The following is a 25,311-nucleotide window of genomic DNA, read 5'->3' as shown; positions in this document are numbered from 1 at the left end:
TGGGCGGTCGGGAGGGGGAGCGGGCCGGTGCCGCGACATTGCAACAGCAATGTTCTGACAAAAGAATCCCGGTGTCGCGCCTAAGCTTTAGCGAGGGTCTGACAAAGAGGTCTGCCGATCAAAAACTGCCCAGACCCTCCAGATCCAGGATCTGCTGCGCCGGGCGTTCGGCCATGACGGCGAACATCTCGTCGCCGCGTTCGGTGCGTTCGACATTCATCGAGGCGAAGATTGCCATGACGAAGCCGGAAAAACTGCCGCGGCGATAGGCCGTGCGGCAGTCTTCGTCCGCGATTTCCACGCCCTGTGCGCGCAGCTGCGCGGCATAGTCGTCGAGCAGGCGGAACTCCTCGGCCTTGCGCACCGCCGGGTCGGCGATGCTCGTGCCGATCAGATAGGCAATGTCCGTCGGGCCGGATCCGAGGCCGACCGTCTGCCAGTCGACGACCGTCGCCGCGCCGGTCTCGGGATGAAAGAGCAGATTGTCGATACGGAAATCGCCATGGACGATGGTGCGCGCGGCGAGCGGCTGGTCGAGATAATCGTCAAGCCGCGCGATGAACGCGTCGCCCATCGCGAAGATGTCCGCGTCGAGCCGCCCGCGATACCGGTCCTTGAACCCCTCATAAAGGCCGGGAAGAAGCGTGCGGACCAGCTCCTTGTTCGTCGAACCGAAGCCGAGCCAGCCATAATCGGCGTGGCGCGGCGAACTCCATAGCGGCGCGTGGAGTTTCGCGGCCTCTGCAATTGCCGCCTCGATCATCGGGATATTGGCGCCCTCGAGCTGATCGCCTTGGCGGGCCGGGTTCATATCGCCGAGCAGCAGCGCGAAATCGACCTCGTTGTCGGCGATTTCGGCATGATAGCAGGGCGGGCAGTCGACCGGGATTTCATCGGCAAGATCGCGATACCAGCTTATCTCCAGCACATAGTTGCGCAGCGTCTTGGCGATATGCCGGCTCTGATCGTTGGTGCTCGGGCATTTGGCGACGATATGGGCTGGGCCGTCATGCCCGTCCCAGTCGAGCGTAATCCGGAAGCTGTCGCACATCTGGCCGGTGCCGATGGTCTGGTGCGCGAAGCCGGTCAGCGATCCGGACGGGGCGCCGAGTTTCTCTTCGAGCCATGCGGTGCTGAACTGTTCCGGCCGGGTCGGGATGACGTTCATGTCAGGCGGCGGGGTCGAGCAGGCCGGCGAAGCCGCTCGGCGCATGCGGCCCGATCAGCAGCTGTTCGAGCACGCCATGGCCGCTATGCTCTTCGCCATCGAGGGTCAGCGTGGCGCGCGAAAATGCCTGGATATGCCAGTGGAGCTGTTCGTGCGGGTTCGCGCCCGCCTCGATCGTGTCATAGGCGGTTTCCAGTTCGCCATGGTCCATCCCATGCCCCCAGACCGGGTGGGTATAGCCAAGGCCCGACATATGGAAATCGGGGCCCGCCGGTTCGATCAGCAGCCGCGCATCGCCGCCCGGATCGAGCGAGACGTCGAGCGAGGCAACCCGGCGCGTGCCGTCGGCGTAGTGCACCGTATATTCGGTGCGGTCATAGTCGGCAGGTTCGCTGTCCAGCGCATCGATGACGGCGCGGCGGTTCCATCCGGCACCCTCTGCATCGTCATTGGTGTGGAAGAAGGTCGCGTGATTTGTGAAGTTCAGCGGCGCCCAGAGCCAGTAGAATTGCGGCAGGCTGCCAGTGGGCGGCGGCTGGGATTCCGGCGCGCCGACCGGGCGGATGCCCCAGCTCCGATCCCGCGTGCCGAAATGCCTGTCGGCGGCAAGGACATGGTCCTGACCGTTGTGGCTGATCGTCCCGGTCCAGCTGCCGCTTTGTGTCATGCGCGTATAGTCCATGAACATGCGTGGGCCGTTGCGGCGGGTAAAGCGCGGTTCCTCGATCGGCGTGTGGCGCGCGGCAAAGGTGATATCGGCGGTGACCGGGCTATCATTGTCCGCGACGATCAGCCGCAGCTTTTCCAGCGCCTCGACGATCTCCACGCGAATGGGCCCGACTTCGAGATCGAGTCGCTCCGATCCCATCCTGCGCGAGGCCCGGATATTATGCTGCACGCCGTCGATCAGCAGGCAGAAACTCGCATCGATGATATCCAGCTGCGGGTAGAGGCCCATGGCGGCGGCGAAGAACAGGCTGCCGTCGTCGCTATACCCGTTGAAGAAATAGCGGTCGTAGAAATTCCGGTCGGTACCCGAAACCGCCATCGGCTCCGGCGTCTGGTGCAGCGGGAAATCGTCGCCCTTGGTCAGCATTGTTATCTCTCCCTAGAGCTTCTGTTTCGGCGACGTTGGCACATTATCGGCAGCGCGCAAATATCACGCTGGATGGGCGGCGCTTACATGTCCGCCCCACAGACCTAGCGTGGGATCGGCGGCGAGTACGGCGTCTGCCCCAATGCGACGCTCCAGCGTGGCACGCCAATCCGGCTGCGCCTCAAGCTGGGCGATGATGGCGGGATGGGCCGCGAGCGTGCGCGTGCCGGAGCCGGTCGCGCGCTCGGCACGGCGCAGCAAGGCGCGCGCCGCCGTCGCCGCGCTCTCATAGTGCGCATATTCGAGCAGCGATGGCCGGACGCGCTTGCGGACGACCTGTAAGAGGCCGAAGCCATTGACCGAAGTCCGTTCGAAAGGCTGGGGCAGCGCGGCGTCCAGCGCTTCGGCGGCGGCCTGCCGGTCCGCCTTCGCGGACAGGCTCGGCAAATCGATCACCGTGGACCCGCCAATATCGAGCCGCCGGATCGCTTCACCCGACGCGCGGGCGCCGGCCTTGGCCAGTTCGGCGGGAGCCAGCGCGCCGTCGACATCGATGACGGTCATCGCCGGCGTCAGCGCAATGCGCAGCGCGCCGCCGGGAAAGGGGACCGCACCGGTTGCCGCTTGTTCGATGAGTTCGGACCAGCCCGCCGCTTCCAGCGCATCGGATTCGTGACTGGCAAGCGTACGCACGGGGATACCGCTCGCTTTCACCCGATCGAGCAGGCTCGGCGCGGGTGATGCGGTTCGTCCCTGAGCCGCTATCCGCCCCTTCGCTACTTTACGCTTGCCCGGTTCGGGGATCGCGCTGCGAACGATCTCGACGCGCAGGCTCTGACCTTCGGTCACATCGGCTGGCAGCGGCTCCAGCAGAGCCTCTTCGCCCCCGTGCAGCTCTAGTCGCCCGGCCCGACGGCTCGGCAGAATCTCGACGAGCCGCGCTTCGCAAACCGCGCCAGGCTGCAGTCCGGCATCTTCGGGCTCGATACCGGCTTCGAGGATCGCATCGCCGTCGACAAGCGCCGCGCGCGCCTCGCCGATGCCGTCCTCGTAGAGCCATTCAGCCAAGGCCGTATCCTGCGCTTTCGAGCAGTGTCCGGGTCTCGTAGAGCGGCAGGCCCACTACCCCCGAATGGCTGCCCGAGAGGAAGCGCACCCAGCTTTCGGCAAAGCCCTGGATCGCATAGCCGCCCGCCTTGCCCCGCCATTCGCCGCGCGCGAGATAGCTCGCGATCTCGGCGTCGGTCAGGCGTTTGAAGGTGACAATGGTCGTCGAGAGCTTGTGGCGTGCACGGCTCTCGGCATCGACCAGTGTCACCGCCGACAGCACACGATGCCGCCGCCCGCTGAGCAAGGTCAGGCAATTGCGCGCGTCGCTCTCGTCTTCTGTTTTGGGCAATATCCGGCGCCCCGCCGCCACCACGGTATCGGCGGCCAGCACAAGCGATCCGGCATGGCGCGGCGCGACCGCTGCTGCCTTCTCAGCGGCCATCCGCATCGCATAGTCGCGCGGCAGCTCGCCCTTGTGTGGCGTCTCGTCGATATCGGCGGGGTCGATTGTATCCGGCTCGACACCGATCCGCGCGAGGAGCTCCTTGCGGCGCGGGCTGGCGGAGGCGAGGACTAATCGTTTTTGGCGCACCGGCGCGCGGCCTGCTTATTTGAAGCGATAGGTGATACGGCCCTTGGTGAGGTCGTAGGGCGTCAGCTCGACGAGCACTTCGTCGCCGACGAGCACGCGGATACGGTTCTTGCGCATCTTGCCGGCCGTGTGGCCGAGTATTTCATGATCGTTTTCGAGTTTGACGCGGAACATTGCGTTGGGCAGCAATTCCATCACGTGGCCGCGCATCTCGAGCAGTTCTTCTTTAGCCATATCCGTCCATATAGTGCCGAAAATCCGCGCCGCCATAGCGGCAAGCCGCGGAAAAGGGAAGGGATTGGCTGAATCGCGGCAATCGTTCCCATCCGGCCGCGCGAATGTCAGGATTGGCGGGTCAGAGTGCGGCGCGCCTTGTCGATCGTGCGCCAGGCGAGCGACTTCACATGGTTCTGATGCGGAAAGCGTTTGGGCGGGGCGGGATTGAGACCGAGACGGCGCAGCGTCGCATTGAACGTGCGGGCATATTTCTCGCGATACACCCATTCCGAACGCCAGGTGATCGAGAGCGACAGCGAGGCCTGCGGGCCGTTCTTGACCCAGTGCGGCGCTTTCACCGGTACGTAGATCGCCTTGCCGGGGGTCAGCTCGAACGCTCTGCCGCGCGCGGCGAAATCGTCGCGCCATTGCAGGTTGCGATGCCCGCCTTCGTGGAATGCCTCATGGGCCTCGCTCGGCGCCAGTTCCTCGTCGTCGGCGGGGAATACGGTCATCGTCTTGCTGCCGCGAATCTGCAGCAGAATATTGTGTTCCGGATCCATGTGATACGGCGTCACCGCACCGGGCGACGAGACGAAGATGAATCCTTCGGGATTCATCATCTGGCCCGTGATCTCGCGTACGATCGGCTCGATTTCGGCGAGTGTCTCGTGAAGTAGGTCGCGATAGGCCGGTGCCTGTTCGATGAATTTGAGCACCATCCAGCTACCATTGGTTTCGATATTCTCCAGCGTCTCCATGATGCCGAGCCCGTTATCGGGCACATCGGCCGGATCGATGCCGACGGGCAGGTCGCCGCGATTATACTCGACGTCCTCGGGCCGCATGGAGCGGGCGAGTTCGGCGAGCGCCGCATTGTCGAGCAGCGGGTGCTCGGTGAGCCGGTGATCGACCAGCGCGGGCGTTTCCGGGTAGGCAGCACGCAATGTGACGCGGGCATTGTCGGTGAAGATCGCCTCAGTCGCGGCCATTGTCGGCACCCTTCATCTTTCCGGCGATCCCGCGCGCTCGCGACGCCATGTCTTCGGCGGACCGGCAGGCGCGGAAAACCGCCCGGTTCCGGCGACCGCCCAGCGGCACGGACACGCGGACGATATCGCGGCGTTCGGCCCACAGGCTGTCGATCATCGAATGGCCCTGTTCCGCACAGCTATCGAGCCAGTCGATATCGCGGCGCTCCAGGATCTTCAGATTATAGCGCTCGACGAGGATACCCGGCGAATAGCGCGCATAGCGTTCGTCGAATGCGATTTTGTACGAAAAGCCGCCCGGTGCCGTCAGGAAATTGACGAGCATCGCGATCGGCGTGCCGTCCAGCTCGATCCGGTGGAAATCGAGCTTGCCGGCCGCATGCGCGCCGGTCGCCACGATCTCGAAGAATTTCGAGAGCGTTGCCTCGCAGGCCAGCGCCGAGCCGTTCTCGCCTTTCCAGCCTTTGCTCTCCAAGGCCAGAAATGCGTCGATCCAAGGTGCGACATCCTCGTCTGCCTCGAGCGTTGCGTAGCGGACCGCCCCCTGATCGGTGAGCCGCTTTTCGAGCCGGCCGATCTCCTTGCGCTTCTTCTTGCGGACATTGTCCGCCCAATAGTCTTCGGGCGTCTTGCCGCTGCGCAGCAGGGCGCGGCGCGTGCGATGGACGATATCGCAGGGCCGGCCGAGCGCGGCGCTCGCCCGTTCCAGGCCGCGCACGATGCGCCCGTCCGCGGGCAGGCCGCGGATATGGAGGAGTCCCGTCGCCCAGTCGGTCTCGTCGAGCGCTTCGAGCAGGATCTGCCAGAAGCGCTCCTCCATGCCGCGCCTGACCAGAGGCGCATCGAGAAAGCTGTGATGGTGCGTCCAGTTCTGCACGTAGCGGATCGGGATGCGGCCATAGTCCGCTTCGATTATCAGCGGGATGAGGCCGACGAGCAGCCCGCTTGTCGATGTGACGACGGCGAGTTTAACCGTGTCGGGCTCGGCGAGCATCGCCAGCGAGGGCTGAAGGAACCAGCGTTCGGCGAAGCAATTGGGCTCGGCGGCCTGATCGGCGAGCACCGACCATTGGGCGGTGATGCTCGCGGACAGGGATTCGGGTGTCTGGAAGGTACAGGCGAGATTCAGTTCTTCGGTCGCGCTGACCGGGCGCGGCGGTGCGCCGAGCTGGTTTCGCCGCGAAGCGAGGGTCGTCTCCGACGGTATCGATATGGATTGACCCGCATACATGTATCGCTCTCCGGCTCCTGCTGTGCCGGTGTATAGGCAGGTGAGGTTAAATCCTTTTTGAAGAGCGCGGTTAGCATAGACGGTTAATCTGCAAACCATGTCGGCCATGCTGCCCGGAAACCATGCTGGCCAAAGAAAAAGCCCCGCCGGACGAATCCAGCAGGGCCAAGGTTCAGGAAAGCGCTAGTTGCAACATTTCTGACGCAATTGCAAGAATTGCACGTGAGCCCGGTGTGGCGCGAACGACACGCCGCCTGCCCAATGAAAAGCCCGCCCGGATCGCTCCGGACGGGCTGTTTTTTATCAGACCTTCGGCTTCGCCTCAGGCGCGGCACCGGCCCACTCCCCCTCCCGACCTCCCAAATAGGGTACACTCATGGGAGGTCGGGAGGGGGAGTGGGTCGGTGCCGCGCTCAACCGCTAGGTTGAGTCTGACAAATTAATGCGCCCCGCCCGCCAGGGCCGCGAGCAGCAGCAGCGCCACGATGTTCGTGATCTTGATCATCGGGTTCACCGCCGGGCCGGCCGTATCCTTGTAGGGATCGCCGACCGTATCGCCGGTCACCGCAGCCTTGTGGGCTTCGGAGCCCTTGCCGCCGTGATTGCCGTCTTCGATATGCTTCTTGGCATTGTCCCAGGCGCCGCCGCCGGCTGTCATCGACAGCGCGACGAAGATGCCGGAGACGATCACGCCGAGGAGCAGCGCGCCAAGCGCGGCGAAGCCGTTGGCCTGGCCGCCGACGGCCGTGATCACGAAATAGACCACAATCGGCGCGAACACCGGAAGCAGGCTCGGCAGGATCATTTCCTTGATCGCCGCCTTGGTGACGAGGTCCACGGTGCGCGCATAGTTCGGACGGCTCGTGCCCTCCATGATGCCCGGATTGTCGCGGAACTGGCCACGCACCTCTTCGACCACCGCGCCGCCGGCACGGCCCACGGCCATCATGCCCATCGCACCGAACAGGTACGGGAGAAGCGCGCCGAGGAAGAGGCCGACGATCACGTACGGATTGCTCAGCGAGAAATCGACGGTGACGTCGCCGAAGAAGAGCCTAAGGTCCTCCGTATACGCGCCGAACAGCACGAGCGCGGCCAGACCGGCCGAGCCGATGGCATAGCCTTTGGTAACGGCCTTGGTCGTGTTGCCGACCGCGTCGAGCGCATCGGTGCGGTTGCGCACCTCGTCATCGAGCTCGGACATTTCGGCGATGCCGCCGGCATTGTCGGTAACCGGGCCGTATGCGTCGAGCGCGACGACCATGCCGGCGAGCGCCAGCATCGAGGTCGCGGCGAAAGCGATGCCGATGATGCCCGCGAGCTGGTACGACACGATGATGCCGATGCAGATCACGATGGTCGGCAGAGCGGTTGCCTCGAGGCTGACTGCGAGACCCTGGATCACGTTCGTGCCATGGCCCGTTTCAGACGCCTTGGCGATTGAGCGGACCGGGCGATAGCCGGTGCCCGTATAATATTCGGTGATCCAGATGATGATACCGGTGATGGCGAGGCCGAGCAGCATGCACCAGAACAGGTTCATGCCGGTAATCGCCGTGTCATTCACCGTGCCGAGCGTCGCCGACATGTCGCCGACGGTCACCTGCGTCGCAAAGAAGAGCGCGATCGCCGACAGCACAGCCGTCACGATGAAGCCCTTGTAGAGCGCGCCCATGATGCTCTGCGACGAGCCGAGGCGGACGAAATAGGTGCCGATTATCGACGTGATCACGCAGACACCGCCGATAACGAGCGGCAGCGCCATGAGCGGGAGCAGCGATGCGCCAGCGCCGACGAGCAACGCGATGAGCACCATCGTTGCGCCGACGGTCACAACGTACGTCTCGAATAGGTCGGCCGCCATGCCCGCGCAGTCGCCGACATTGTCGCCGACATTGTCCGCGATCGTGGCGGGGTTGCGGGGATCGTCTTCCGGAATACCGGCTTCGACCTTGCCGACCAGGTCGGCGCCGACGTCGGCACCCTTGGTGAAGATGCCGCCGCCCAGACGCGCGAAGATCGAGATCAGCGAGGCGCCGAAGGCGAGCGCGACGAGCGCGTCGACCACGGTGCGGCTGTTCGCTTCCTCGCCGAGGGTGCCGACGAGCACATAGAAGAAGACGGCGATCGAAAGCAGCGCGAGACCGGCGACGAGAAGCCCCGTCACCGCACCGGCGCGGAACGCCACGGTCAGGCCGTCCTGCAGGCCTTTGGAGGCCGCTTGGGTCGTGCGGACATTGGCGCGGACCGAGATGTTCATCCCGATATAGCCGGCCACGCCGGACAGCACCGCGCCGAGCACGAAACCGGCCGCCGAAAGGCCGCCGAGGAAGAAAAAGACGAGCGCGGCAACGACAACGCCGACAATGGCGATCGTACGATACTGGCGGCCGAGATAGGCGCTTGCGCCTTCCTGGATGGCGCCGGCAATCTCTTGCATGCGCTCATTGCCGGCGGATGCGGCGAGCACCTGGCGGCTGGTTACGAAGCCATAGACGACGGCGAGAAGGCCGCAGCCAATGGCCACGATAACGAGTGTCATCGGATCAATAGGCATTTTGGGTCAGAACCCCCTGTGAGTTTGGTTTCCCGCATAGAAAGAAACGCCCGGAATCGGGCGTATCGCGGAGTTGCGCGCGCTATAGAGGCAGTGGGCGGTTGAGTGCAAGTCGAATGATCGCCGTCGCCCTTTGCGGCGGTTGCGTCAATGCTCCCAGCCGAGGCTCTCGGGCAGCGGCACCGGGCGGCCCCCTTCCTGCAGGGTAATGCCCGCGCCTTCTTCGACGATCCCGACGCAATGGATCTCCGCGCCGATCTCCTCGGCAACCATCTCGATATGTTTGCGCGAGCGCGGCGCGGCGGCGAAGAGCAGCTGATAATCGTCGCCCATGGTCGCCGCTTCGATCGAGGTTTCGCGGGTGTCGCCGCGCGCATCCACGAAAGCCTGCGATAGCGGCACGTCGATGGTTTCGATGACGATCGCCACGCCGCTCGCTTCGGCCATTCTCCGCGCGTCGACCAACAAGCCGTCGGACAGGTCCATCATGGCCGATACGAGCGGCGCAAGTTTCCGCCCGAGTTCGAGCCGTGGGACGGGCCGGCGATAGGCCTCGAGCAGGCTGTCCGCGCCCTCGAGTTCGCCTTTCGCGATCGCGAGGCCGAGCCCGGCATCGCCGAGCGTGCCGCTGACCCAGAGATCGTCGCCCGGCGCCGCGCCGCCGCGCGCCGGGACGATATCGGCCTCGCCGATGGCCGTCATGCCGAAATGCCGGGCCGAACCCGCCGGACTGCGCACCGTATCGCCGCCGATCAACGGGCAGTCGAACCTCACCAGCGCCGCGCTGAGGCCGTCGATAAAACCGCTGTCCCACGCCGTATCGCCGGACAGATCGTAGGACATCAAGGCGCCGACCGGCTTCGCGCCCTTGGCCGCAAGATCGGACAGGTTCGCGGCAACCAGCTTCCAGCCGACCGTATCGGCCGGGTCTTCGGGCAGGAAATGCACATGCTCGACGATCGTGTCATGGGTGAGTACGAGCGTGCGCCCGGCATGGATCAGCGTCGCCGCATCGTCTTCCAGGCCCCGTGCCCCCGGATGCGTGGCGAGCGCCCGCAATTGGCCGATAAAGTCCGATTCCCCGCTCATCGCGATAGTCGCTAGCAGAAATATCGTGCGATATCCGCTCAAATTCGCGGCCGCTTCAGAGGCCGTTAACCACGTACATCCTTGGCAATCGCGTCGAGCAGTCCGTTGACGAAGCCCTTTTCGCGCTTTTCGTAAAAGGCATCGGCGACATCGACATATTCGCCGATGATCGCGGCAACCGGCACATCCTTGCGCGCCAGCAGCTCGTAGGTGCCCGCGCGCAATATCTGTTTCTGCGGGCGGTCCAGCCGGTCGAGCGTCCAGCCCGTGGCGAGTTTGGCCGCGATCATATCGTCGATCTCGGCGCGCCGGGCGTTTACCCCCGAAACCACATCGTCGAAGAAATCGACTTCGGCGTCCGCGAACGCGATATCCTCGATGATCGCGCCCAAGCGATGATCGTGAAACTCCTTGAGCAGACGCGCGAGCGGCGTGCCCTCCATCTCCTGCTGATAGAGGGCCTGCACGGCGGCGAGCCGCGCGGCCGAACGGGATTGGGCGCGGGCGTTCATCAGCCCGTCTTGATCCGGACCTGACCGAGAAAATCGCGCTTGCCGATCTGTACACCCTCGGCCCGCAGGATCGCATAGGCCGTCGTTGCGTGAAAATAGAAATTCGGTTGGGCGAAGGACAGGAGGAAATTCTCGGCCGTGAACGGCATGACCATTTCGCCGAACGAGAACTGCATGTCGTTGCCGATGAAACCGTCAATCTCGGCCGGATCGAGCGCTTCTAGCATCGCGGCGGCGTCGGCCAGCTTGGCTTTGAGCGCCTCGAAACTGTCCGGCGGCGCGCCGGTATCGGGCGAATAATTGCCGGCGCGCACGCTTTCGATGGCGACACGCGAATGTTCGGCGACCGATTTCACCTGATAGGAGAAGGGCAGCATGTCCTCGGCCAGCCGGGCCTGGATGAGATCGCTCTCAGCGCGGTCGTTGTCCGCGCAAAAAGCGACCGCCTTGTCGACCAGCCCGGACACCGAGCCGATGATCTGCAGATTTCCGGGAATGATCGCATCGTACAGGGAAAAGCTCATGATCGTCTCCTGATACCGGGTTATGTGTCGGACAAGCGTATGGCGACGGACTTCGCATGGGCGGGCAGCCCTTCCGCTTCGGCCAGCCGCACGGCAGCCGGACCGATCGCCTGCAGCCCCGCCGCATCGCATTCTAGAAAGCTCGTGCGCTTCATGAAGTCGAGCACCGAAAGCCCCGACGAAAAACGCGCGCGGCGACCGGTAGGTAGGACATGGTTGGGTCCGCCGACATAGTCGCCGACGGCTTCGGGCGTCATCCGGCCGAGAAACACCGATCCGGCATGGCGGACGCGGGCGAACAGGGGCTCCGGATCGGCGACGGCGAGTTCGAGATGTTCGGGTGCCAGCCGGTCGCACAACGGGATTGCGTCTTCGAGATTTTCGACGAGGATGATCGCGCCATTGGCGTCCCAGCTCGCGCGCGCGGTTTCGGCCGTGGCGAGTTCGGCGACCTGCCGGTCGACCGCGTCGGCGACGGCATCGGCGATGCCGGCATCGTCGGTGAAGAGGATCGACTGGCTGGTGGGGTCATGCTCGGCCTGGGAGAGCAGGTCGGCGGCCATCCATTCGGGATCGTTCTCGCTATCCGCGACGATAACGATCTCGGACGGACCGGCGACCATGTCGATGCCGACCGTGCCGAACAGCTGCCGCTTCGCTTCGGCGACCCAGGCGTTGCCGGGGCCGACGATCACGTCGGCGCGCGGGATCGTTTCGGTGCCATAGGCGAGGGCGGCGACGGCCTGCGCGCCGCCGATGCGGAAGATGCGCTGGACACCGGCGATTTCGGCGGCTGCGAGGATCAGCGGGTTGATCTCGCCGCCCGGCGTCGGCGTCACCATCACGATATTCTCGACCCCCGCCACGAGCGCCGGAATCGCGTTCATCAGCAGCGAGGACGGGTAGGCGGCCCGCCCGCCGGGGACGTAGAGGCCGGCCGTTTCCACCGGCGACCAGCGCGATCCCATGCGCACGCCCGCCGCATCGGTCGTTTCGCTGTCCTGCGGCTTCTGCTTCTCGTGAAAGGCACGGATTCGCGAAGCCGCGAGCGCCAGCGCTTCGCGCAGATCGGCGTCGAGCCCGTCCAGCGCCATGCAGCATTGCTCCTTGGCGATCTCCAGATCGAGCGAGGCCGGATCGAAGCCGTCGAATTTCCGCGTGTACTCGTTAACGGCTACGTCCCCGCGTTCGCGCACATCGGCGATGATCGCCGCCACGTCGCGCGCGACGTCCGGGTCGGACCCGCGCCGCGCTTCGACCAGTGCATCGAACCGTGCGGCGAAATCATTATCGGAAGCGGAGAGCCTAAGCATCGGCTTTGTCGCCCACGATTTCGCGGAACCGCTCGACGAGCGCGAGTATCTCGGGCCGCGTCTTGAACGCTGCGCGGTTGACGATCAGCCGCGACGTGACTTCGCACAGCGTATCGACCTCGACGAGATTATTGGCCTTCAGCGTCCCGCCGGTCGAGACGAGATCGACGATCCGCCGCGTCAGGCCCAGCGCGGGCGCGATCTCCATCGCACCGTTCAGCTTCACGCATTCGGCCTGCACGCCCTTCGCCTCGAAATGGCGGCGCGTGAAATTGGGATATTTGGTCGCGATGCGGATATGGCTCCAGTCGCGGATATCGTCGGAGGCGGCGAGGTCAGCCGGCTCGGCGACCGAGAGGCGGCAATGGCCGATATCGAGATCGACCGGCGCATAAATCTCCGAGTAGCGGAATTCTTCGAGCACATCGGAGCCGACGATGCCGAGCTGCGCCGCGCCGTGCGCGACGAAGGTCGCGACATCGAAGGCGCGCACGCGGATGATATCGATATCCGGATTGTTCGTTCCGAAGCGCAGTGCGCGCGAATTCTTGTCGTGGAAATCGTCATTGGGCACGATTCCGGCTTCCGCGAGGATCGGCAGGGCCTCGTCCAGTATCCGTCCCTTGGGGATTGCAAAGATGACATCTGCGCTCATGGGATGCGCGCTTTACTTGGGGGCGGTCGTACGGGCAAGCTAGAGGGGTGCCCGACAAAGAGTCAGAAATTCGCCAGGCGTTTCGCGATCAGGCACGCTTTTGCCGCGGCCTGGGGTCGGAACTGACGGCCGATATTCTAGATACGGTGGCCGAGAAGATCGACCGCAGCACCGAGACCGGGCGGCGTTTGCTCGACTGGGACGGCGATCCGCGCAGCAATGCCGATAATGTGACGCTGCGGCTGGCAGGCGGGCTCCACGCGCTGGCCAGAGCCGGGAAGGACGCGGACCTGACTGCCGCCTATCGCGGCGAGCGGCCGGTCGGGCCGGCGGTCGAGCAGGCGCTTGGCACGCATGACGCAGAACTCGCGCATTGGCTCGATCTGCCGCCGCAAACCAACGAAGTGAGCCGGGCGGCGGCTGTCATGGCGGGGCTCATGACGGCTGCGGACCGCTATGCGCTGCCGATCGACCTGCTGGAACTCGGGGCCAGCGCGGGCCTCGTCCTCAACCTCAACCGCTATCGCTATGATCTGGGCGGCGTGGAAACCGGCGAGCCGACCTCGCCGCTGCTGCTCGCGCCCGAATGGAAAGGTAGCGCGCCGCCCGACGCACCGGTCGATATCATCACCCAGAGCGGCGTCGACCGCAGCCCCATCTATCTTTCGACGCCCGAAGCCGCCGAGCGGCTCGTTGCCTATATCTGGCCCGACCAGCCCGAACGGATAGACCGCGCGGAAAAGGCGATCCGGCTCGCCCGCGCCTTCACGCCGCCTGTAGTCGCTGGCGAAGCAGCCGACTGGACCGAGCAGCGGTTGGCACACAGGCAGGCGGACGGCGTGATGCGCATCCTCTACCACACCATCGCCTTCCAATATTTTCCGGAGCAGCAGAAGCAGCGCATCCGGTCTGCGGTTGGAAACGCAGCCGCCGAGGCGAGCGCGGAGCGGCCCTTCGGCTGGCTGTCGCTGGAGACGAACAGCGAAACCGGCGCCATCGAATTGCGCCTGAAGCTATGGCCGGCGGGCGAGGATCTGCATCTCGCCAATACCCATCCGCATGTGAGCTGGATCGACTGGCTGGGTTAACCTTCGCCCTTATCGCCAGACCGGAACGAGAAACTGAGGTGGAGCGGCCCGCCCCCAATAGAAGCCCTGTCCATAGTCCGCGCCGAGCAGTTTCGCGTGCGCGAGCTGCGTCTGTGTCTCGACGCCTTCGATCACCGACTTGGTACGGCGGCTGCGGCAGAATTCGAGAATGCCGGTCAGCATGGACATTGGCAGGCGCCCTTCGGCGCAGGCCCAGAAAATGCTCTTGTCGATCTTGAGTTCGGAAAAAGGCAGGCGCGATACACGATCGAGATTCGCCATGCCCGTCCCGAAATCGTCGATCGAGATGCCGACGCCCAGACGTTCGAGCGCCTGAATCTTCCCGGTCAATGTATCGAAATCGGCCAGCCGCGAATCCTCGGTGATTTCGACGATCAGCCGCCGCGGAGATATGCGATGACGCCGGATCGCGGTCTTCAGCCGCTGGATAAATCCGTCATGGGCCAACACGGCCGCGCTGCAGTTGAGCGATACGGTGTGTGCCCGTCCGGCGTTCTGCAAGGCCGCGCCGAAGCGGGCCGACATGTCGATTACGATCTCCGTTGCCGCGAGTTCGACATCGACATCGACCAGTTGCGAGAAGATCATTTCAGGGTTGACGGCCCGTCGCGGGCGCAGTCGCGTCAATGCTTCGAAACCGACAATCGCATTGGTTTTCAGATTGTGCTTCGATTGAAATTCCACCGACAGGTTGGGGATCAGTCTATCGGTGCGTATCAACGTTTCGATCAGCGCTTCGTCCCCAAGCTCCGCACACGGTTCGCGCGGGGTGCATGTGTCGGCGATATCGGTCAGTGCACGTATCGAATAGGGACGGTCGATCTTGGCCATCACCCGGCGCGCGTTCCGGCGGGCGGCATCGCCGATATGGCGAGTCAGGGCCGGATTGTTGCTCGACCCGAGGATGAAAGGCACCGACGGTGCTGTCCGCGCGGCTTTCTCGAACAGCCCGAAGGCGTCCTTCGCACCTGTCTCCGGACTGACGACGATCATATCGGGCCCGAAAGCAAGTCCTGCGGACTGATCTTCCGGCGACGCGATGCAGGCCGCGGAAACATTGGCCTCTTCCAGAGTGTCTTGCAAAGACCGCGATAACGTCTCTTCGTCTTCCAAGAACATGATGCGGGGTTGGGGCACGTCATTCACTTTCCAACTGAGGCGGCGGCTCCGTGATCCCCCCTTTTTCAGAAGCCGACGCAGTTTCGCTTCTTGAGCTGCCCAGACTCAAAACCAAATATTTGCAAAGACTTGGATGAAGGAAACTGCGCGTACAATGGCTGTTATGGTTACTATCCACAGTCGGCGTCAGATCGCTCGACGGATACGACGAATTGCAGTCAGGCCAGCCAGTTCTCGATCGCCGTCGTCACCGCATCGGGCGCTTCCCAGGGCACGAAATGGCCGGCATCGATCTTCACCAGCGTCAGATCGTCGATAATCTCGTCGAGGCCTTCGATCTGCCCGGGCAGCAGCGCATGATCCTGCATCCCCCAGGTGACGAGCACGGGCATTTCGAGGCGAGGGAAGGGCGCATCGAGAAAGGCCGGGCGTTCGACCTCTTCATCGGCTTCGGGAACGATCATCGGAGAGCCACGATACCAGTTGAGCATCGCGATCGCCGCGCCCGGCCGCGCCCAGTCCTCGAGCATGATGTCGCGTTCCTTGTCCTCGAGCGCCGGCGAGCGTTGCCAGTTCATGGTCTTTTTGAGAAAAGCGGCGAGGCCGTGCTCTTCGACGAACGCGTCATGCTCCGGCTTGCGGAATTCCCGGACATAGGCCGAAGCCAGACGTTGGTCGCGATCCTCGATCAGCGCTTTCTGGAAAATCAGCGGATGCGGCGCATTGGCGATGATCAGCCGCTTCACGCGATCCGGATGGCCGAGCGCCGTGCCCCAGGCGATGGCGCCGCCCCAGTCGTGTCCGGCGAGCGTGAACGTATCGATATCGAAGGCGTCGGCGAGCGCGAGGACATCCGCAATCATCTTCTGCGGCCGATAATTCTCGACGCCCTCCGGCTTGTCGGACTTCGCAAAGCCGCGCTGGTCGGGGGCCAAGCAATAATGCGTCGCCGATAGGGCATCGAACTGATAGCGCCAGGTTCGGTGGGATTCGGGAAAACCGTGCAGAAAGATGATCGGATCGCCATCCTTCGGCCCGGCGCTGGCGACGTTCAGCGTCACGCCGGTCGACAGCGCGATCCGGGACTGCGGGAAATCCTTCATGCCCGGTCCATCGGCAATGACCGTTGGAAATGCAAGGGAGGCGCGCATGGGAGAGACAAGGCATATCGGCATCGTGATGCACAGCGCGGAGGGCGCGCTGCTCTGTTACCGGACGGCGGTGTTCGAAGGAATCGCGCGGCTCGGCAAACATAACCATCCGACGATCACCATGTCGGGCCGCGCCATCTATCATTCGCTCGACTATTGGGACCGGATGGACCTGCCGGCGCTGCGCACCATCTTCGCCGAAGACGCCGCTGCGGTGGCGGCCGCCGGGGCGGATTTCTTCGTCCTCCCCGATAATACCGCCCATATCGCACTGGAATCGCCTGGGCCGGATTTCGCGATACCCTGTCTTCATATCGCCGAGGTCGTCGGCGATGTCGCGCAGGAGCGCGGCTACGAGAAGGTCGGCATACTCGGCACGAACTGGACTATGGAAGGGCCGGTCTATGCAGGCGCGATGGCGCGCCGTTCGATCGACCGCGCGATACCGGGTGAAGCGGCCCGCAAGGTCATCCACGATACGATCATGGACGAATTTTGCATGGGCGTATTCGAGCCTTCGAAGACCGAATTCCTGCAGCGGGAGATCGAATCGCTCGCCGCTAAGGGCTGCGATGCGGTCGCTCTGGTCTGTACCGAACTGCCGATCGTGCTGAACGACGATAACTCGGCATTGCCCGTCATCGATTCCACGCGCTTGCTGGCGGCGGCGGCCGTAGAGGTCGCGATTGGCGCGCGCCCGATGCCCGAATGGCGGGGCGGGCCGATCTCCGGCTAGGGTCAGGTGTCGCTGTTCGTTTTGGGTTCGCCGGGCATCGGGATCCGCTCCTCGCTGTCGCCGGGCACGACTGGGAAACGTTCGGCTTTCCAGTCTTCGACGGCCTGGCTGATCCGCTCCTTGCTCGACGAAACGAAATTCCAATAGACATGGCGTTTCGTCGCAAAGGCTTCGCCGCCGCACAGCATTACCTGCGCGCCATTCTCCGACCGCAGCGTAGCAGTCGTACCCGGTTTCAGCACGTAGAGCGTCTGGCCGTCGAGCGGCGTCCCGTCGAGCGTCGCGTCGCCCGACGTCATATAGAGCGCGCGTTCCTCGGCATCGGCGTCGACCGGCAGGCTGCCGCCCGCATCGAGCCGGATATCGGCGTTGATCGTTTCGGCATAGGTCGTCACCGGCGCGCGCGATCCCCAGAGCGACCCCATGATGATTCGCGCCGTGGCGCCATCGCCGTCTATCTTCGGGAGGTCCGCCTTGGCGACATGTTCGAAGGCCGGTTCGATGTCCTCCCGGCCATCGGGCAGGGCCAGCCAGGTCTGGATCAGTTTCAGCCGCGTTTCGATATCGCGGTCGCCCTCGACCGTTCGTTCGGAGTGCACGATGCCCTTGCCCGCCGTCATCAGATTGACCGCGCCCGACTCGATCACCTGTTCCGTGCCCAGCGAATCGCGGTGCATGATCCGCCCGTCGAGCAGGTAGGAGACGGTCGCGAGCCCGATATGCGGATGCGGGCGCACGTCGATGCCCTCGCCCGGGCCGAACGTCGCCGGCCCCGCATCGTCGTAGAAGACGAACGGGCCGACCATGGTGCGGCACTTGGCAGGGAGTGCGCGATGCACCTTGAAGCCGCCCAGATCGTGGCTCGTCGGCGTAATCGTCTCGAGGATCGGTTCGGTCATTGTCGGTCTTTCCCTACTCGGGCAATTCGCTCGGCGCCTTGGCGCGGATCTGCATGGCGTGCACACGCTCTTTCATGAGGTCGCCCAGTGCTGTGTTGACCGCGCGCTGCCGCTCGATCCGGCTCATCTCCTCGAACTGCAGCGCCACGATCTCGACCGTGAAATGCGATTCGCCGCTGCCGTCGTCTCCGGCATGGCCGCGATGCTGGGCGCTGTCGTTGATCACGCGCAGATGGATCGGCCCGAGTGACTCGGTCAGCCGCTTTTCGATCTCGGCCGCAACGGGCCCTTTCGATTCTTGGTTCATGGCACCTATATAGACAGGCTGGACGAAAGGAGCACCCTTGGCCTCGCGCGCGCGACACGAAAAATTCCATGGCCGGATCGATGACAGCGAACGGATGTGCGATCATCCGGGCTGTGTCGAGCCGGGCGAATTCCGCGCGCCCAAGAGCGGCCATCGCCGGGGCGGGTTCGACGGGCCGGGCGACTATTATCTGCTCTGCCTCGATCATGTCCGCGCGTTCAACGCCGGCTACGACTATTTCGACGGGATGAGCGAGGAAGAGATTCACAGCCAGCAACGGCCCTGGTCGGGCTGGGAGCGCGAGACGCGCGCCTTCGCTGCCAATGGCGCGAGCGCCACGCCGCGCTGGCAGGATTTCACCGATCCGCTCGATGCGATCGGCGCGCGCTTCCGCACCGGCGTGCGCGCGCCGCGGCGGGACGGCAAACCGCTGACTGACCGTGATCGGGAAAATTTGCAGATCCTCGGGCTCGACGCGAACAGCGACCGAAAGACGCTACGGCGCCGCTACGCTGCGCTGGTCCGGCAATATCATCCGGACAAGAATGGCGGCGACCGGAGCCGCGAGAAGATGTTGCAGCGCGTCATCGACGCCTATACGCAACTCAAGGACTCGCCCGCTTTCTCCTGATGCGGGCCGAACGACAGGACGTAGAATGAACACCATCGCCAATACGCAGCCCGACAGCCGCACCGAACCGATCATGGCCGAGCCCGATCTGATGGTGAATGTGCGCGAGGTCTTCGGCATCGACTCCGATATGGAAGTGCCGGCGTTCAGCGAGGCCGACGAGCGCGTGCCCGACCGCGATGAAAGCTATGTCTTCGATCCCGATACGACGCTCGCGATCGCCGCGGGCTTCGCGCACAACCGCCGGGTGATGATCCAGGGCTATCACGGTACGGGCAAATCGACCCATATCGAACAGGTCGCTTCGCGCCTCAACTGGCCGTGCGTCCGGATCAACCTCGATTCGCATATCAGCCGGATCGACCTGATCGGCCGCGACGCCATCGTGCTGCGTGACGGCCAGCAGGTCACCGAATTCCGCGAAGGCCTGCTCCCTTGGGCGCTGCAGACGCCGACTGCGCTCGTCTTCGATGAATATGATGCGGGCCGTCCCGACGTGATGTTCGTGATCCAGCGCGTGCTGGAGGCCGACGGCAAGCTGACCCTGCTCGACCAGAACCGCGTGATCCGCCCCAATCCCTGGTTCCGCCTGTTTGCGACGTCCAACACCGTTGGCCTCGGCGATACGACGGGCCTCTATCACGGGACGCAGCAGATCAACCAGGGGCAGATGGACCGCTGGAACATCGTTGTGACGTTGAACTATCTGCCCGCCGCGACCGAAGCGAAGATCGTGCTTTCCAAGAACGAGCAATTCGATACCGAAGAAGGTCGCAAGACCGTCGAGGATATGGTCAAGGTCGCCGATCTGACGCGCCAGGGCTTCATGGCCGGCGATATCTCGACCGTTATGAGCCCGCGCACCGTGATCACCTGGGCGCAGAATACGGCGATCTTCGGCGATATCGGCTTCGCCTTCCGGCTGAGCTTCCTCAACAAATGCGACGAAGCCGAACGCCCGCTGGTCGCCGAATATTATCAGCGCGTGTTCAATACGGACCTGCCGGAAAGCGTTGTGGGGAGTGCCGAGTAGCGTGATAGTTGCCCCCTCTCATCCCTCTCCCCTTGCGGGAGAGGGTTGTGCAGACTTGGCGGCTATGCCGCCTAGTCGAAGCTGGGAGAGGGGTAGCGGTTGCACGGCAACCGCGCGGAGCTTCGCTTCGCTCATCACCCTCATCCAACTGCGCCTAGGGCTCCTTCGTCGCCAAGGCTGCGTATCCTTCTCCCATCAAGGGAGAAGGGAAGTAGTGTTATGACCGACCCTAACCCCCTCGACGATCTGAAGGCCGCGCTTGCCGGCTGTGCGCGGGCGATGGCCGAGGATCCCGAAGTCGAACTTGCTTTTACCGCCGATCTTCCGATCTCGAACGGGCGGCACATCAAGGTGCCCATGCCCTCGCGCGCGCTGCCGCCGGACCAGGTCGCCGAAGCGCGCGGGTTCGCCGATGCCGCGGCGCTGATGCTGCGCTATCATGACGACGATGTGCATGCCTCGGGCCGGCCGACGGAAGCCATCGCGCGCTCGGCCTTCGACGCCGTGGAAAAGGCGCGGGTCGAGGCGCTAGGCGCCAGGCGCTATGCGGGCGTGAAGGAAAATCTGGCCGAAGCGCTCGGTCACCGGCTGAAATCCGATCCCATTTCCAAGGCGCGCAACCGGGACGAGGTGCCGCTCGCCTCGGCCATCGCGCTGATGGTGCGCGAGCGCTTGACCGGGCAGGCGGTGCCCGAACGCGCCGAAGCAGGCGTCGATCTCGTGCGCGACTGGATCGAGGAGAAGGGCGGTGCCGACCTCGATGCGCTCGAAATGCTGCTCGACGATCAGCGCGGTTTCGCGGAGCTCACGACGCGCCTGCTCGAGGATCTCGACCTGATCGACGGCGATATGCAGCCCGACGATGCGGACGACGGTGGCGAGGAGGATGAAGGCGAAGACGAGGACGAGGGCGATACGGACGAGTCCGACGAGGGCGATGCCGGTGCCGAATCCCAGGCCGATGCCCGCGCAGAACAGTCCGACGAGGAAGGCGATGAGGGCGACGGCGATTCGCTCGACGACGAATTCAGCGACATGGACGGCGATCCGATGGACGAAGGCGAGGAGGGCATGCTGCCGGTCCGCCCCAACCGCCCGTTCAGCGAGCTGACGCCCGAATTCAACTATCATGCCTATACGACCCAATATGACGAGATGATCGCGGCGACCGAGCTGTGCGACGACGAGGAGTTGACGCGGCTGCGCGCCTATCTCGATCAGCAGCTCGTCCATCTGCAGGGCGCGGTGACCAAGCTCGCCAATCGGCTCCAGCGCCGCCTGATGGCGCAGCAATTACGTAGCTGGGATTTCGACCAGGAAGAGGGGCTACTCGATGCCGCGCGGCTCTCCCGCGTCGTCGTCAATCCAGCGCATTCGCTGTCCTACAAGATCGAAACCGATACCGAGTTTCGCGATACGGTGGTGACGCTGCTGATCGACAATTCGGGTTCGATGCGCGGCCGGCCGATTTCGATCGCCGCCATTTCCGCCGACATCATGGCGCGGACGCTGGAACGGGTCGGCGTGAAGACCGAGATTCTCGGCTTTACGACCCGGGCCTGGAAGGGCGGGCAGGCGCGCGAACAATGGCTGGCCGACGGTCGCCCTGCCCATCCCGGTCGGCTCAACGATCTTCGCCATATCGTTTACAAACAGGCCGACGAGCCGTGGCGCCGGGCGCGCAAGAGCCTAGGGCTGATGATGCGCGAAGGGCTGCTCAAGGAGAATATCGACGGCGAGGCGCTGCTATGGGCGCATCAGCGGCTGATCGCCCGGCCCGAGGAACGCCGGATTCTGATGGTGATCTCGGACGGCGCTCCGGTCGACGATTCGACGCTCTCGGTGAACAGCGGCAGCTATCTCGAAAAGCATCTGCGCCAGGTCATCGCCTGGATCGAGAATCGCTCGCCCGTGGAGCTGGTCGCCATCGGTATCGGCCATGACGTGACGCGCTATTACGAGCGCGCCGTGACGATCATGGATGCCGAGCAGCTCGGCGGGACGATGGTCGAGCAGCTTGCGAGCCTGTTCGACGAGGCGCCGCGCTAGCGCCGCCCTGCTTGCAATGTTGGAAAAAGTGCGATCTGCTCGATGCCGATTGATCGTCGGTGCGCCGGTCTTTGAGGCAGGGTAGGGAACGGGCGAATGGCCGGCTGTGTGTCTACTTTGTCAACTTAGCGGGCGTGTGGTCGAATGTCTGTGCCGGGTCTCCGTCTTTGCGGGGACAGCGGAAGGCACGATATGCTCCTGCGCTCCATGAATTCGGGGGCCGGTGCAGATACGCGCACCGGCCCCCTCATCCTCGATACGCAACCCGAGGATTAGACTGAAAAATTTGTGCTGTCGGTTTAGCAGTCCCGGTCGATCGCCCGGCCTGCCAGGCCGCCGACTACGCCGCCGATGATCGCGCCGGCCGTGCCGTCGCCGCGCCGTCCGTAGCGGCCCCGGCGTTCACCGCGTGCGATTTCGCGGCCGAGCAGGGCGCCGGCGATGCCGCCGATGATCGTGCCGCCCGTGCCATTGTCGCGGCAGCGGCCCCGGTAATAGCGCCGGTCGCGATAATGGCGGCCATAGCGCCGGCCGTCATAATAATCGCCGCGGCGATAATGACGCCGGTCGTAGCGGCGGTCGTACCGATCGTAACGCCGGTCGTACCGGTCGTAGCGATCGTCGTACCGGCTCTCATAATAGCCGTCGTCATAATAGCCGTCGCCGGCATGCGCGGCCGCGGGAACGAGCATCGCGCCGAAGGCGGCGGTGGCGGCCAAGGTAATTTTCTTCAGAGCCATTTCGAAATCTCCAAATGTCTTCCCAAGCAGTTGCATTCGGCGTGGCGGTTTCTGTTTGCGTCCATGCAGCGCCCGTCGACAGATGCCTTATGGCAATGGTTAGCGGAACCTTGTCTGAACGGGGCTGTTGTCCGGCGTTCAGATTGCGGCGCCTTTCCGCTGTGCGGGATTGCCGGCGGATGATAGAAGGCCGCCATGTTTCGCCGCATCGCCGCCGCCATCGCCATCTTCGTCGTCGCGGGCTCGGCGCTGGTGTTTACCGAAATCCAGAGCGAGCCGGCCGGCGGGCCGTTCGCAATCTACGCCGAGCCGGTGCCGCTCAGATCGGCCGAACCCGATAATCGGGAGATCGGGGCTCTACGCTATCTGGGCGGCTGGGTGCTGAGCAGCGAGGATCCGGATTTCGGCGGCATATCGGCGATGGCGCGCGACGGCGACGGTTTCGTCGCGATCGGCGATGCGGGCGGCGTGTTCCGCTTCGCGCTCGACGACGCGGGCGCGATCAGCCGGGCCGATATCGGCATGTTGCCGGCCGGACCGATTCCGGAGGGCGGCGGCGATGTGCAGAAGCGTGATCGCGATGCCGAGGCGATGGCCTTCGATCCGCAGACCGGGCGCTACTGGGTTGCGTTCGAGCGCGCCAACGGCTTCTGGCGTTACGATCGCGAATTCTCCGCCTCCGATGCGAACAACGCGCCCGAGGCGATGGACGACTGGCCGAACAATGGCGGCGCGGAGGCGATGGTCCGGCTCGACGATGGACGGTTTCTCGTTTTTTCGGAGGCCGGGAACGGGCCGGGCGATTCCCGCGAGGTCCTACTTTTCGCAAGCGATCCGAGCGTTGCCGGCGAAGCGCCGGTCCGGCTTGGCTATAGTCCGCCGGCCGAATATCGGATCACGGACGCGGCGCTCCTGCCGGACGGCCGGCTGCTCGTCCTCAACCGCTTTTTCAGCGTGCTCGAAGGCGTGTCCGTCATCCTGTCGCTCGTGGAGCTCGGCGAGCTGCAGGACGGCGCGATCCTCACCGGCACGCCGATCGCGCGTTTCGATCCGCCGATGACGATCGACAATATGGAGGCGCTCGTCGTCGAGGAGCGCGAGGGGCGGACTATCATCTGGATGGCGTCGGACGACAATTTCAATCCGCTGCAGCGGACGTTGCTACTGCGGTTCGCGCTGGACGACGAATAGGCCGCCCTGGGGGCGCCTATTCGTGGTTGGAATGTCATGGGAAATCTGGTGGGCAGGGCAGGAGTTTCACCTGCATCTAACCGTAATCTGCGGTTCGCTCTGATTGAGCTACCCGCCCGAGCCCATAGAATTCTTCTATTCCGGAGATAAATCAATACTATTATTGGCGTACGAAATCACTGTCCCGGTCCGGGACATGCGCGGGCGATGTTTCGACCCCGAATTCCGCAAATAAAATAGCCGCTTAACGCGAAAAAGGCGGCAGCCTTGTAAGGCTACCGCCGTTTCTTAACCCTCTTTTTCGCTGTGCGCGGCCGACGGCCGCGGCGTTACGCCGCCTGTTTGGCCGCGATCTGGCGCTTCACCTTGCGCGCGTTCGCGCTCAGCTTATCGTCCGACGTCTTGAGCAGCCATTTGTCCAGTCCGCCGACATGCTCGACCGAGCGCAGGCCGCTGGTCGATACGCGGAATTTGAAGCTCCGCTCGAGCGTTTCGGACATCAGCGTGACATTCTGCAGGTTGGGCAGAAACGTCTTCTTGGTTCTGTTGTTCGCGTGGGACACATTCATTCCCACCAGCCGACCCTTGCCGGTCAGTTCGCAAATCCGCGACATAGTCTCAATCCTGAAATCTCGGGGTTTCCCGGAAAGCGGCGCAGATAGCCACAAACGGTCATATCGTCAAGCGGGTGGAGTATTGCCGTTTACGGAACCTTTGCCCGCCTGACCGGTTGATGAAGCGATTCCATACGAAGGAGAAAATAAGATGCGTATCGCTTTTGCACTCGCCATTATGGCTGCCCCGCTCGCTGCCTGCGACGTGGAACAGACCGAAGAAGGCGAACTGCCGGAAGTTGAGGTCGAAGAAGGCAATATGCCCGAATTCGACGTCGACACGGCAGATGTCGATGTCGGAACGACCGAGGAAACCGTAACGGTGCCGGATATCGACGTTTCGACCGAGGAACAGCAGGTCGAAGTGCCGACGATCGACGTCGATCCGGCGGATGCGAGCGAAGAGTAACGATCTGACGAGTTGAAACCGTCAAAAAGCTGGAGCGGCGGCCGGGCTTTTGCCTTGCCGCCGCTTCGCTTTTATGGACGGCGCGATGTCTTTCCCGCTGCCCGAACCGATGCGACGAGCTTTGACCTTGGCCGAACAGGCGGCTGCGGTGTCCGAAGTGCCTGTCGGCGCGGTCGTGACGTGCGGCGACGAGATTCTCGCCGAAGCGGCCAATGCGATGCGCGCGAGCGGCGACCCGACGGACCATGCCGAGATGCGTGCGATTCGCACGGCGCTCGGGGCGCGCGGGACCGGGCGCCTCGACGGATGCGATTTGTGGGTCACACTG

At 64.0% G+C, this 25,311-nt stretch carries 27 protein-coding genes and 1 tRNA gene; 8 read left to right on the top strand and 20 right to left on the bottom strand.

Going from position 1 to position 25,311, the window contains the following annotated elements:
- Nucleotides 1–118: 118 nt before the first annotated feature.
- The 13 genes from ACTS1Z_RS01130 to hisG all read right to left on the bottom strand — a co-directional run bounded on the left by ACTS1Z_RS01130 (nt 119) and on the right by hisG (nt 12,995).
- A complete protein-coding gene (locus tag ACTS1Z_RS01130) occupies nt 119–1,168 on the bottom strand; it encodes a phosphotransferase (protein WP_442622592.1) in 1,050 nt (349 codons plus the stop codon).
- Between the two features lies 1 nt (nt 1,169).
- The gene (locus ACTS1Z_RS01125; RefSeq protein WP_442622591.1) at nt 1,170–2,264 is read right to left on the bottom strand and encodes a hypothetical protein; all 1,095 of its coding nucleotides are present in this window, start codon (nt 2,262–2,264) and stop codon (nt 1,170–1,172) included.
- Between the two features lie 63 nt (nt 2,265–2,327).
- Nucleotides 2,328–3,332: a ribonuclease E/G gene (locus ACTS1Z_RS01120; RefSeq protein WP_442622590.1), complete on the bottom strand. Its 1,005-nt coding sequence runs from the start codon at nt 3,330–3,332 to the stop codon at nt 2,328–2,330.
- Nucleotides 3,325–3,906, bottom strand: a complete 582-nt coding sequence (locus tag ACTS1Z_RS01115; RefSeq protein WP_442622589.1) for a Maf family protein — start codon at nt 3,904–3,906, stop codon at nt 3,325–3,327. Before ACTS1Z_RS01115 ends, ACTS1Z_RS01120 begins: the two co-directional genes overlap by 8 nt.
- A 15-nt stretch (nt 3,907–3,921) precedes the next feature.
- Entirely contained in the window at nt 3,922–4,140 is a 219-nt protein-coding gene (gene infA, locus ACTS1Z_RS01110) for a translation initiation factor IF-1 (protein ID WP_299323886.1), read from the bottom strand.
- 107 nt (nt 4,141–4,247) lie between these two features.
- The gene (locus ACTS1Z_RS01105) at nt 4,248–5,114 is read right to left on the bottom strand and encodes a cupin-like domain-containing protein (protein WP_442622588.1); all 867 of its coding nucleotides are present in this window, start codon (nt 5,112–5,114) and stop codon (nt 4,248–4,250) included.
- Complete coding sequence (locus ACTS1Z_RS01100; protein ID WP_442622587.1) at nt 5,101–6,345, bottom strand: GNAT family N-acetyltransferase; 1,245 nt, start codon at nt 6,343–6,345, stop codon at nt 5,101–5,103. The genes ACTS1Z_RS01105 and ACTS1Z_RS01100 overlap by 14 nt, the downstream gene beginning before the upstream one ends.
- A gap of 439 nt (nt 6,346–6,784) precedes the next feature.
- Nucleotides 6,785–8,887, bottom strand: a complete 2,103-nt coding sequence (locus ACTS1Z_RS01095; RefSeq protein WP_442622586.1) for a sodium-translocating pyrophosphatase — start codon at nt 8,885–8,887, stop codon at nt 6,785–6,787.
- 162 nt (nt 8,888–9,049) lie between these two features.
- The gene (gene thiL / locus ACTS1Z_RS01090) at nt 9,050–9,991 is read right to left on the bottom strand and encodes a thiamine-phosphate kinase (RefSeq protein WP_442622585.1); all 942 of its coding nucleotides are present in this window, start codon (nt 9,989–9,991) and stop codon (nt 9,050–9,052) included.
- A gap of 65 nt (nt 9,992–10,056) precedes the next feature.
- Nucleotides 10,057–10,503: a transcription antitermination factor NusB gene (nusB, locus tag ACTS1Z_RS01085; RefSeq protein WP_442622584.1), complete on the bottom strand. Its 447-nt coding sequence runs from the start codon at nt 10,501–10,503 to the stop codon at nt 10,057–10,059.
- Nucleotides 10,503–11,027: a DUF1993 domain-containing protein gene (locus ACTS1Z_RS01080; protein ID WP_442622583.1), complete on the bottom strand. Its 525-nt coding sequence runs from the start codon at nt 11,025–11,027 to the stop codon at nt 10,503–10,505. Before ACTS1Z_RS01080 ends, nusB begins: the two co-directional genes overlap by 1 nt.
- Nucleotides 11,028–11,047: 20 nt before the next feature.
- Nucleotides 11,048–12,340, bottom strand: coding sequence for a histidinol dehydrogenase (hisD, locus tag ACTS1Z_RS01075; protein ID WP_442622582.1), 1,293 nt, complete (start codon nt 12,338–12,340; stop codon nt 11,048–11,050).
- On the bottom strand, nt 12,333–12,995 hold the full coding sequence (hisG, locus tag ACTS1Z_RS01070; RefSeq protein WP_442622581.1) for an ATP phosphoribosyltransferase: 663 nt from the start codon (nt 12,993–12,995) through the stop codon (nt 12,333–12,335). Before hisG ends, hisD begins: the two co-directional genes overlap by 8 nt.
- A gap of 47 nt (nt 12,996–13,042) precedes the next feature.
- Here hisG and ACTS1Z_RS01065 point away from each other — a divergent pair, with 47 nt between their 5' ends.
- Entirely contained in the window at nt 13,043–14,083 is a 1,041-nt protein-coding gene (locus ACTS1Z_RS01065) for a DUF2332 domain-containing protein (RefSeq protein WP_442622580.1), read from the top strand.
- A 9-nt stretch (nt 14,084–14,092) separates the two neighbouring features.
- Here the strand turns inward: ACTS1Z_RS01065 and ACTS1Z_RS01060 are convergent, their stop codons facing one another.
- On the bottom strand, nt 14,093–15,187 hold the full coding sequence (locus ACTS1Z_RS01060; protein WP_442622579.1) for an EAL domain-containing protein: 1,095 nt from the start codon (nt 15,185–15,187) through the stop codon (nt 14,093–14,095).
- A 254-nt stretch (nt 15,188–15,441) separates the two neighbouring features.
- Entirely contained in the window at nt 15,442–16,326 is an 885-nt protein-coding gene (locus ACTS1Z_RS01055; RefSeq protein ID WP_442622578.1) for an alpha/beta fold hydrolase, read from the bottom strand.
- A gap of 46 nt (nt 16,327–16,372) precedes the next feature.
- Between ACTS1Z_RS01055 and ACTS1Z_RS01050 the strand changes: the two genes are divergently transcribed.
- On the top strand, nt 16,373–17,110 hold the full coding sequence (locus ACTS1Z_RS01050; RefSeq protein ID WP_442622577.1) for an aspartate/glutamate racemase family protein: 738 nt from the start codon (nt 16,373–16,375) through the stop codon (nt 17,108–17,110).
- A 2-nt stretch (nt 17,111–17,112) separates the two neighbouring features.
- Here ACTS1Z_RS01050 and ACTS1Z_RS01045 read toward each other — a convergent pair whose 3' ends face one another.
- Nucleotides 17,113–18,009 carry a pirin family protein gene (locus ACTS1Z_RS01045; RefSeq protein WP_442622576.1) on the bottom strand — a complete coding sequence of 299 codons (897 nt, stop codon included), beginning with the start codon at nt 18,007–18,009 and terminating at the stop codon, nt 17,113–17,115.
- Nucleotides 18,010–18,022: 13 nt separating this feature from the next.
- The gene (locus ACTS1Z_RS01040; protein WP_442622575.1) at nt 18,023–18,316 is read right to left on the bottom strand and encodes a BolA family protein; all 294 of its coding nucleotides are present in this window, start codon (nt 18,314–18,316) and stop codon (nt 18,023–18,025) included.
- 94 nt (nt 18,317–18,410) lie between these two features.
- Between ACTS1Z_RS01040 and ACTS1Z_RS01035 the strand changes: the two genes are divergently transcribed.
- From ACTS1Z_RS01035 to cobT, 3 genes are all read left to right on the top strand, one after another.
- On the top strand, nt 18,411–18,947 hold the full coding sequence (locus ACTS1Z_RS01035; RefSeq protein WP_442622593.1) for a J domain-containing protein: 537 nt from the start codon (nt 18,411–18,413) through the stop codon (nt 18,945–18,947).
- A gap of 25 nt (nt 18,948–18,972) precedes the next feature.
- Nucleotides 18,973–19,980 (top strand): cobaltochelatase subunit CobS, encoded by a 1,008-nt coding sequence (gene cobS / locus ACTS1Z_RS01030; RefSeq protein ID WP_442622574.1) that lies wholly within the window; start codon nt 18,973–18,975, stop codon nt 19,978–19,980.
- Nucleotides 19,981–20,199: 219 nt separating this feature from the next.
- On the top strand, nt 20,200–22,029 hold the full coding sequence (cobT, locus tag ACTS1Z_RS01025) for a cobaltochelatase subunit CobT (RefSeq protein ID WP_442622573.1): 1,830 nt from the start codon (nt 20,200–20,202) through the stop codon (nt 22,027–22,029).
- Between the two features lie 299 nt (nt 22,030–22,328).
- On the opposite strand, the gene ACTS1Z_RS01020 is transcribed toward cobT, so the two are convergent.
- Entirely contained in the window at nt 22,329–22,769 is a 441-nt protein-coding gene (locus ACTS1Z_RS01020) for a hypothetical protein (RefSeq protein WP_442622572.1), read from the bottom strand.
- A 195-nt stretch (nt 22,770–22,964) separates the two neighbouring features.
- Between ACTS1Z_RS01020 and ACTS1Z_RS01015 the strand changes: the two genes are divergently transcribed.
- Nucleotides 22,965–23,960 carry an esterase-like activity of phytase family protein gene (locus ACTS1Z_RS01015; RefSeq protein WP_442622571.1) on the top strand — a complete coding sequence of 332 codons (996 nt, stop codon included), beginning with the start codon at nt 22,965–22,967 and terminating at the stop codon, nt 23,958–23,960.
- A 46-nt stretch (nt 23,961–24,006) separates the two neighbouring features.
- Here the strand turns inward: ACTS1Z_RS01015 and ACTS1Z_RS01010 are convergent.
- Nucleotides 24,007–24,078 (bottom strand) — tRNA-Ile (locus tag ACTS1Z_RS01010).
- A 211-nt stretch (nt 24,079–24,289) separates the two neighbouring features.
- Nucleotides 24,290–24,574 carry a 50S ribosomal protein L28 gene (gene rpmB / locus ACTS1Z_RS01005; RefSeq protein ID WP_442622570.1) on the bottom strand — a complete coding sequence of 95 codons (285 nt, stop codon included), beginning with the start codon at nt 24,572–24,574 and terminating at the stop codon, nt 24,290–24,292.
- A 151-nt stretch (nt 24,575–24,725) separates the two neighbouring features.
- Between rpmB and ACTS1Z_RS01000 the strand changes: the two genes are divergently transcribed.
- Together ACTS1Z_RS01000 and ACTS1Z_RS00995 are read left to right on the top strand one after the other, a co-directional pair.
- Complete coding sequence (locus ACTS1Z_RS01000; RefSeq protein ID WP_442622569.1) at nt 24,726–24,983, top strand: hypothetical protein; 258 nt, start codon at nt 24,726–24,728, stop codon at nt 24,981–24,983.
- A gap of 85 nt (nt 24,984–25,068) precedes the next feature.
- On the top strand, nt 25,069–25,311 hold a 243-nt coding region (locus ACTS1Z_RS00995), incomplete at its 3' end, for a nucleoside deaminase (RefSeq protein WP_442622568.1).

The organism is Parasphingopyxis sp., assembly GCF_052168295.1.
GTDB lineage: Bacteria > Pseudomonadota > Alphaproteobacteria > Sphingomonadales > Sphingomonadaceae > Parasphingopyxis.
Note: the sequence above shows the minus strand (reverse complement) of the source record. Positions and strands in the feature narration are given on the sequence as shown.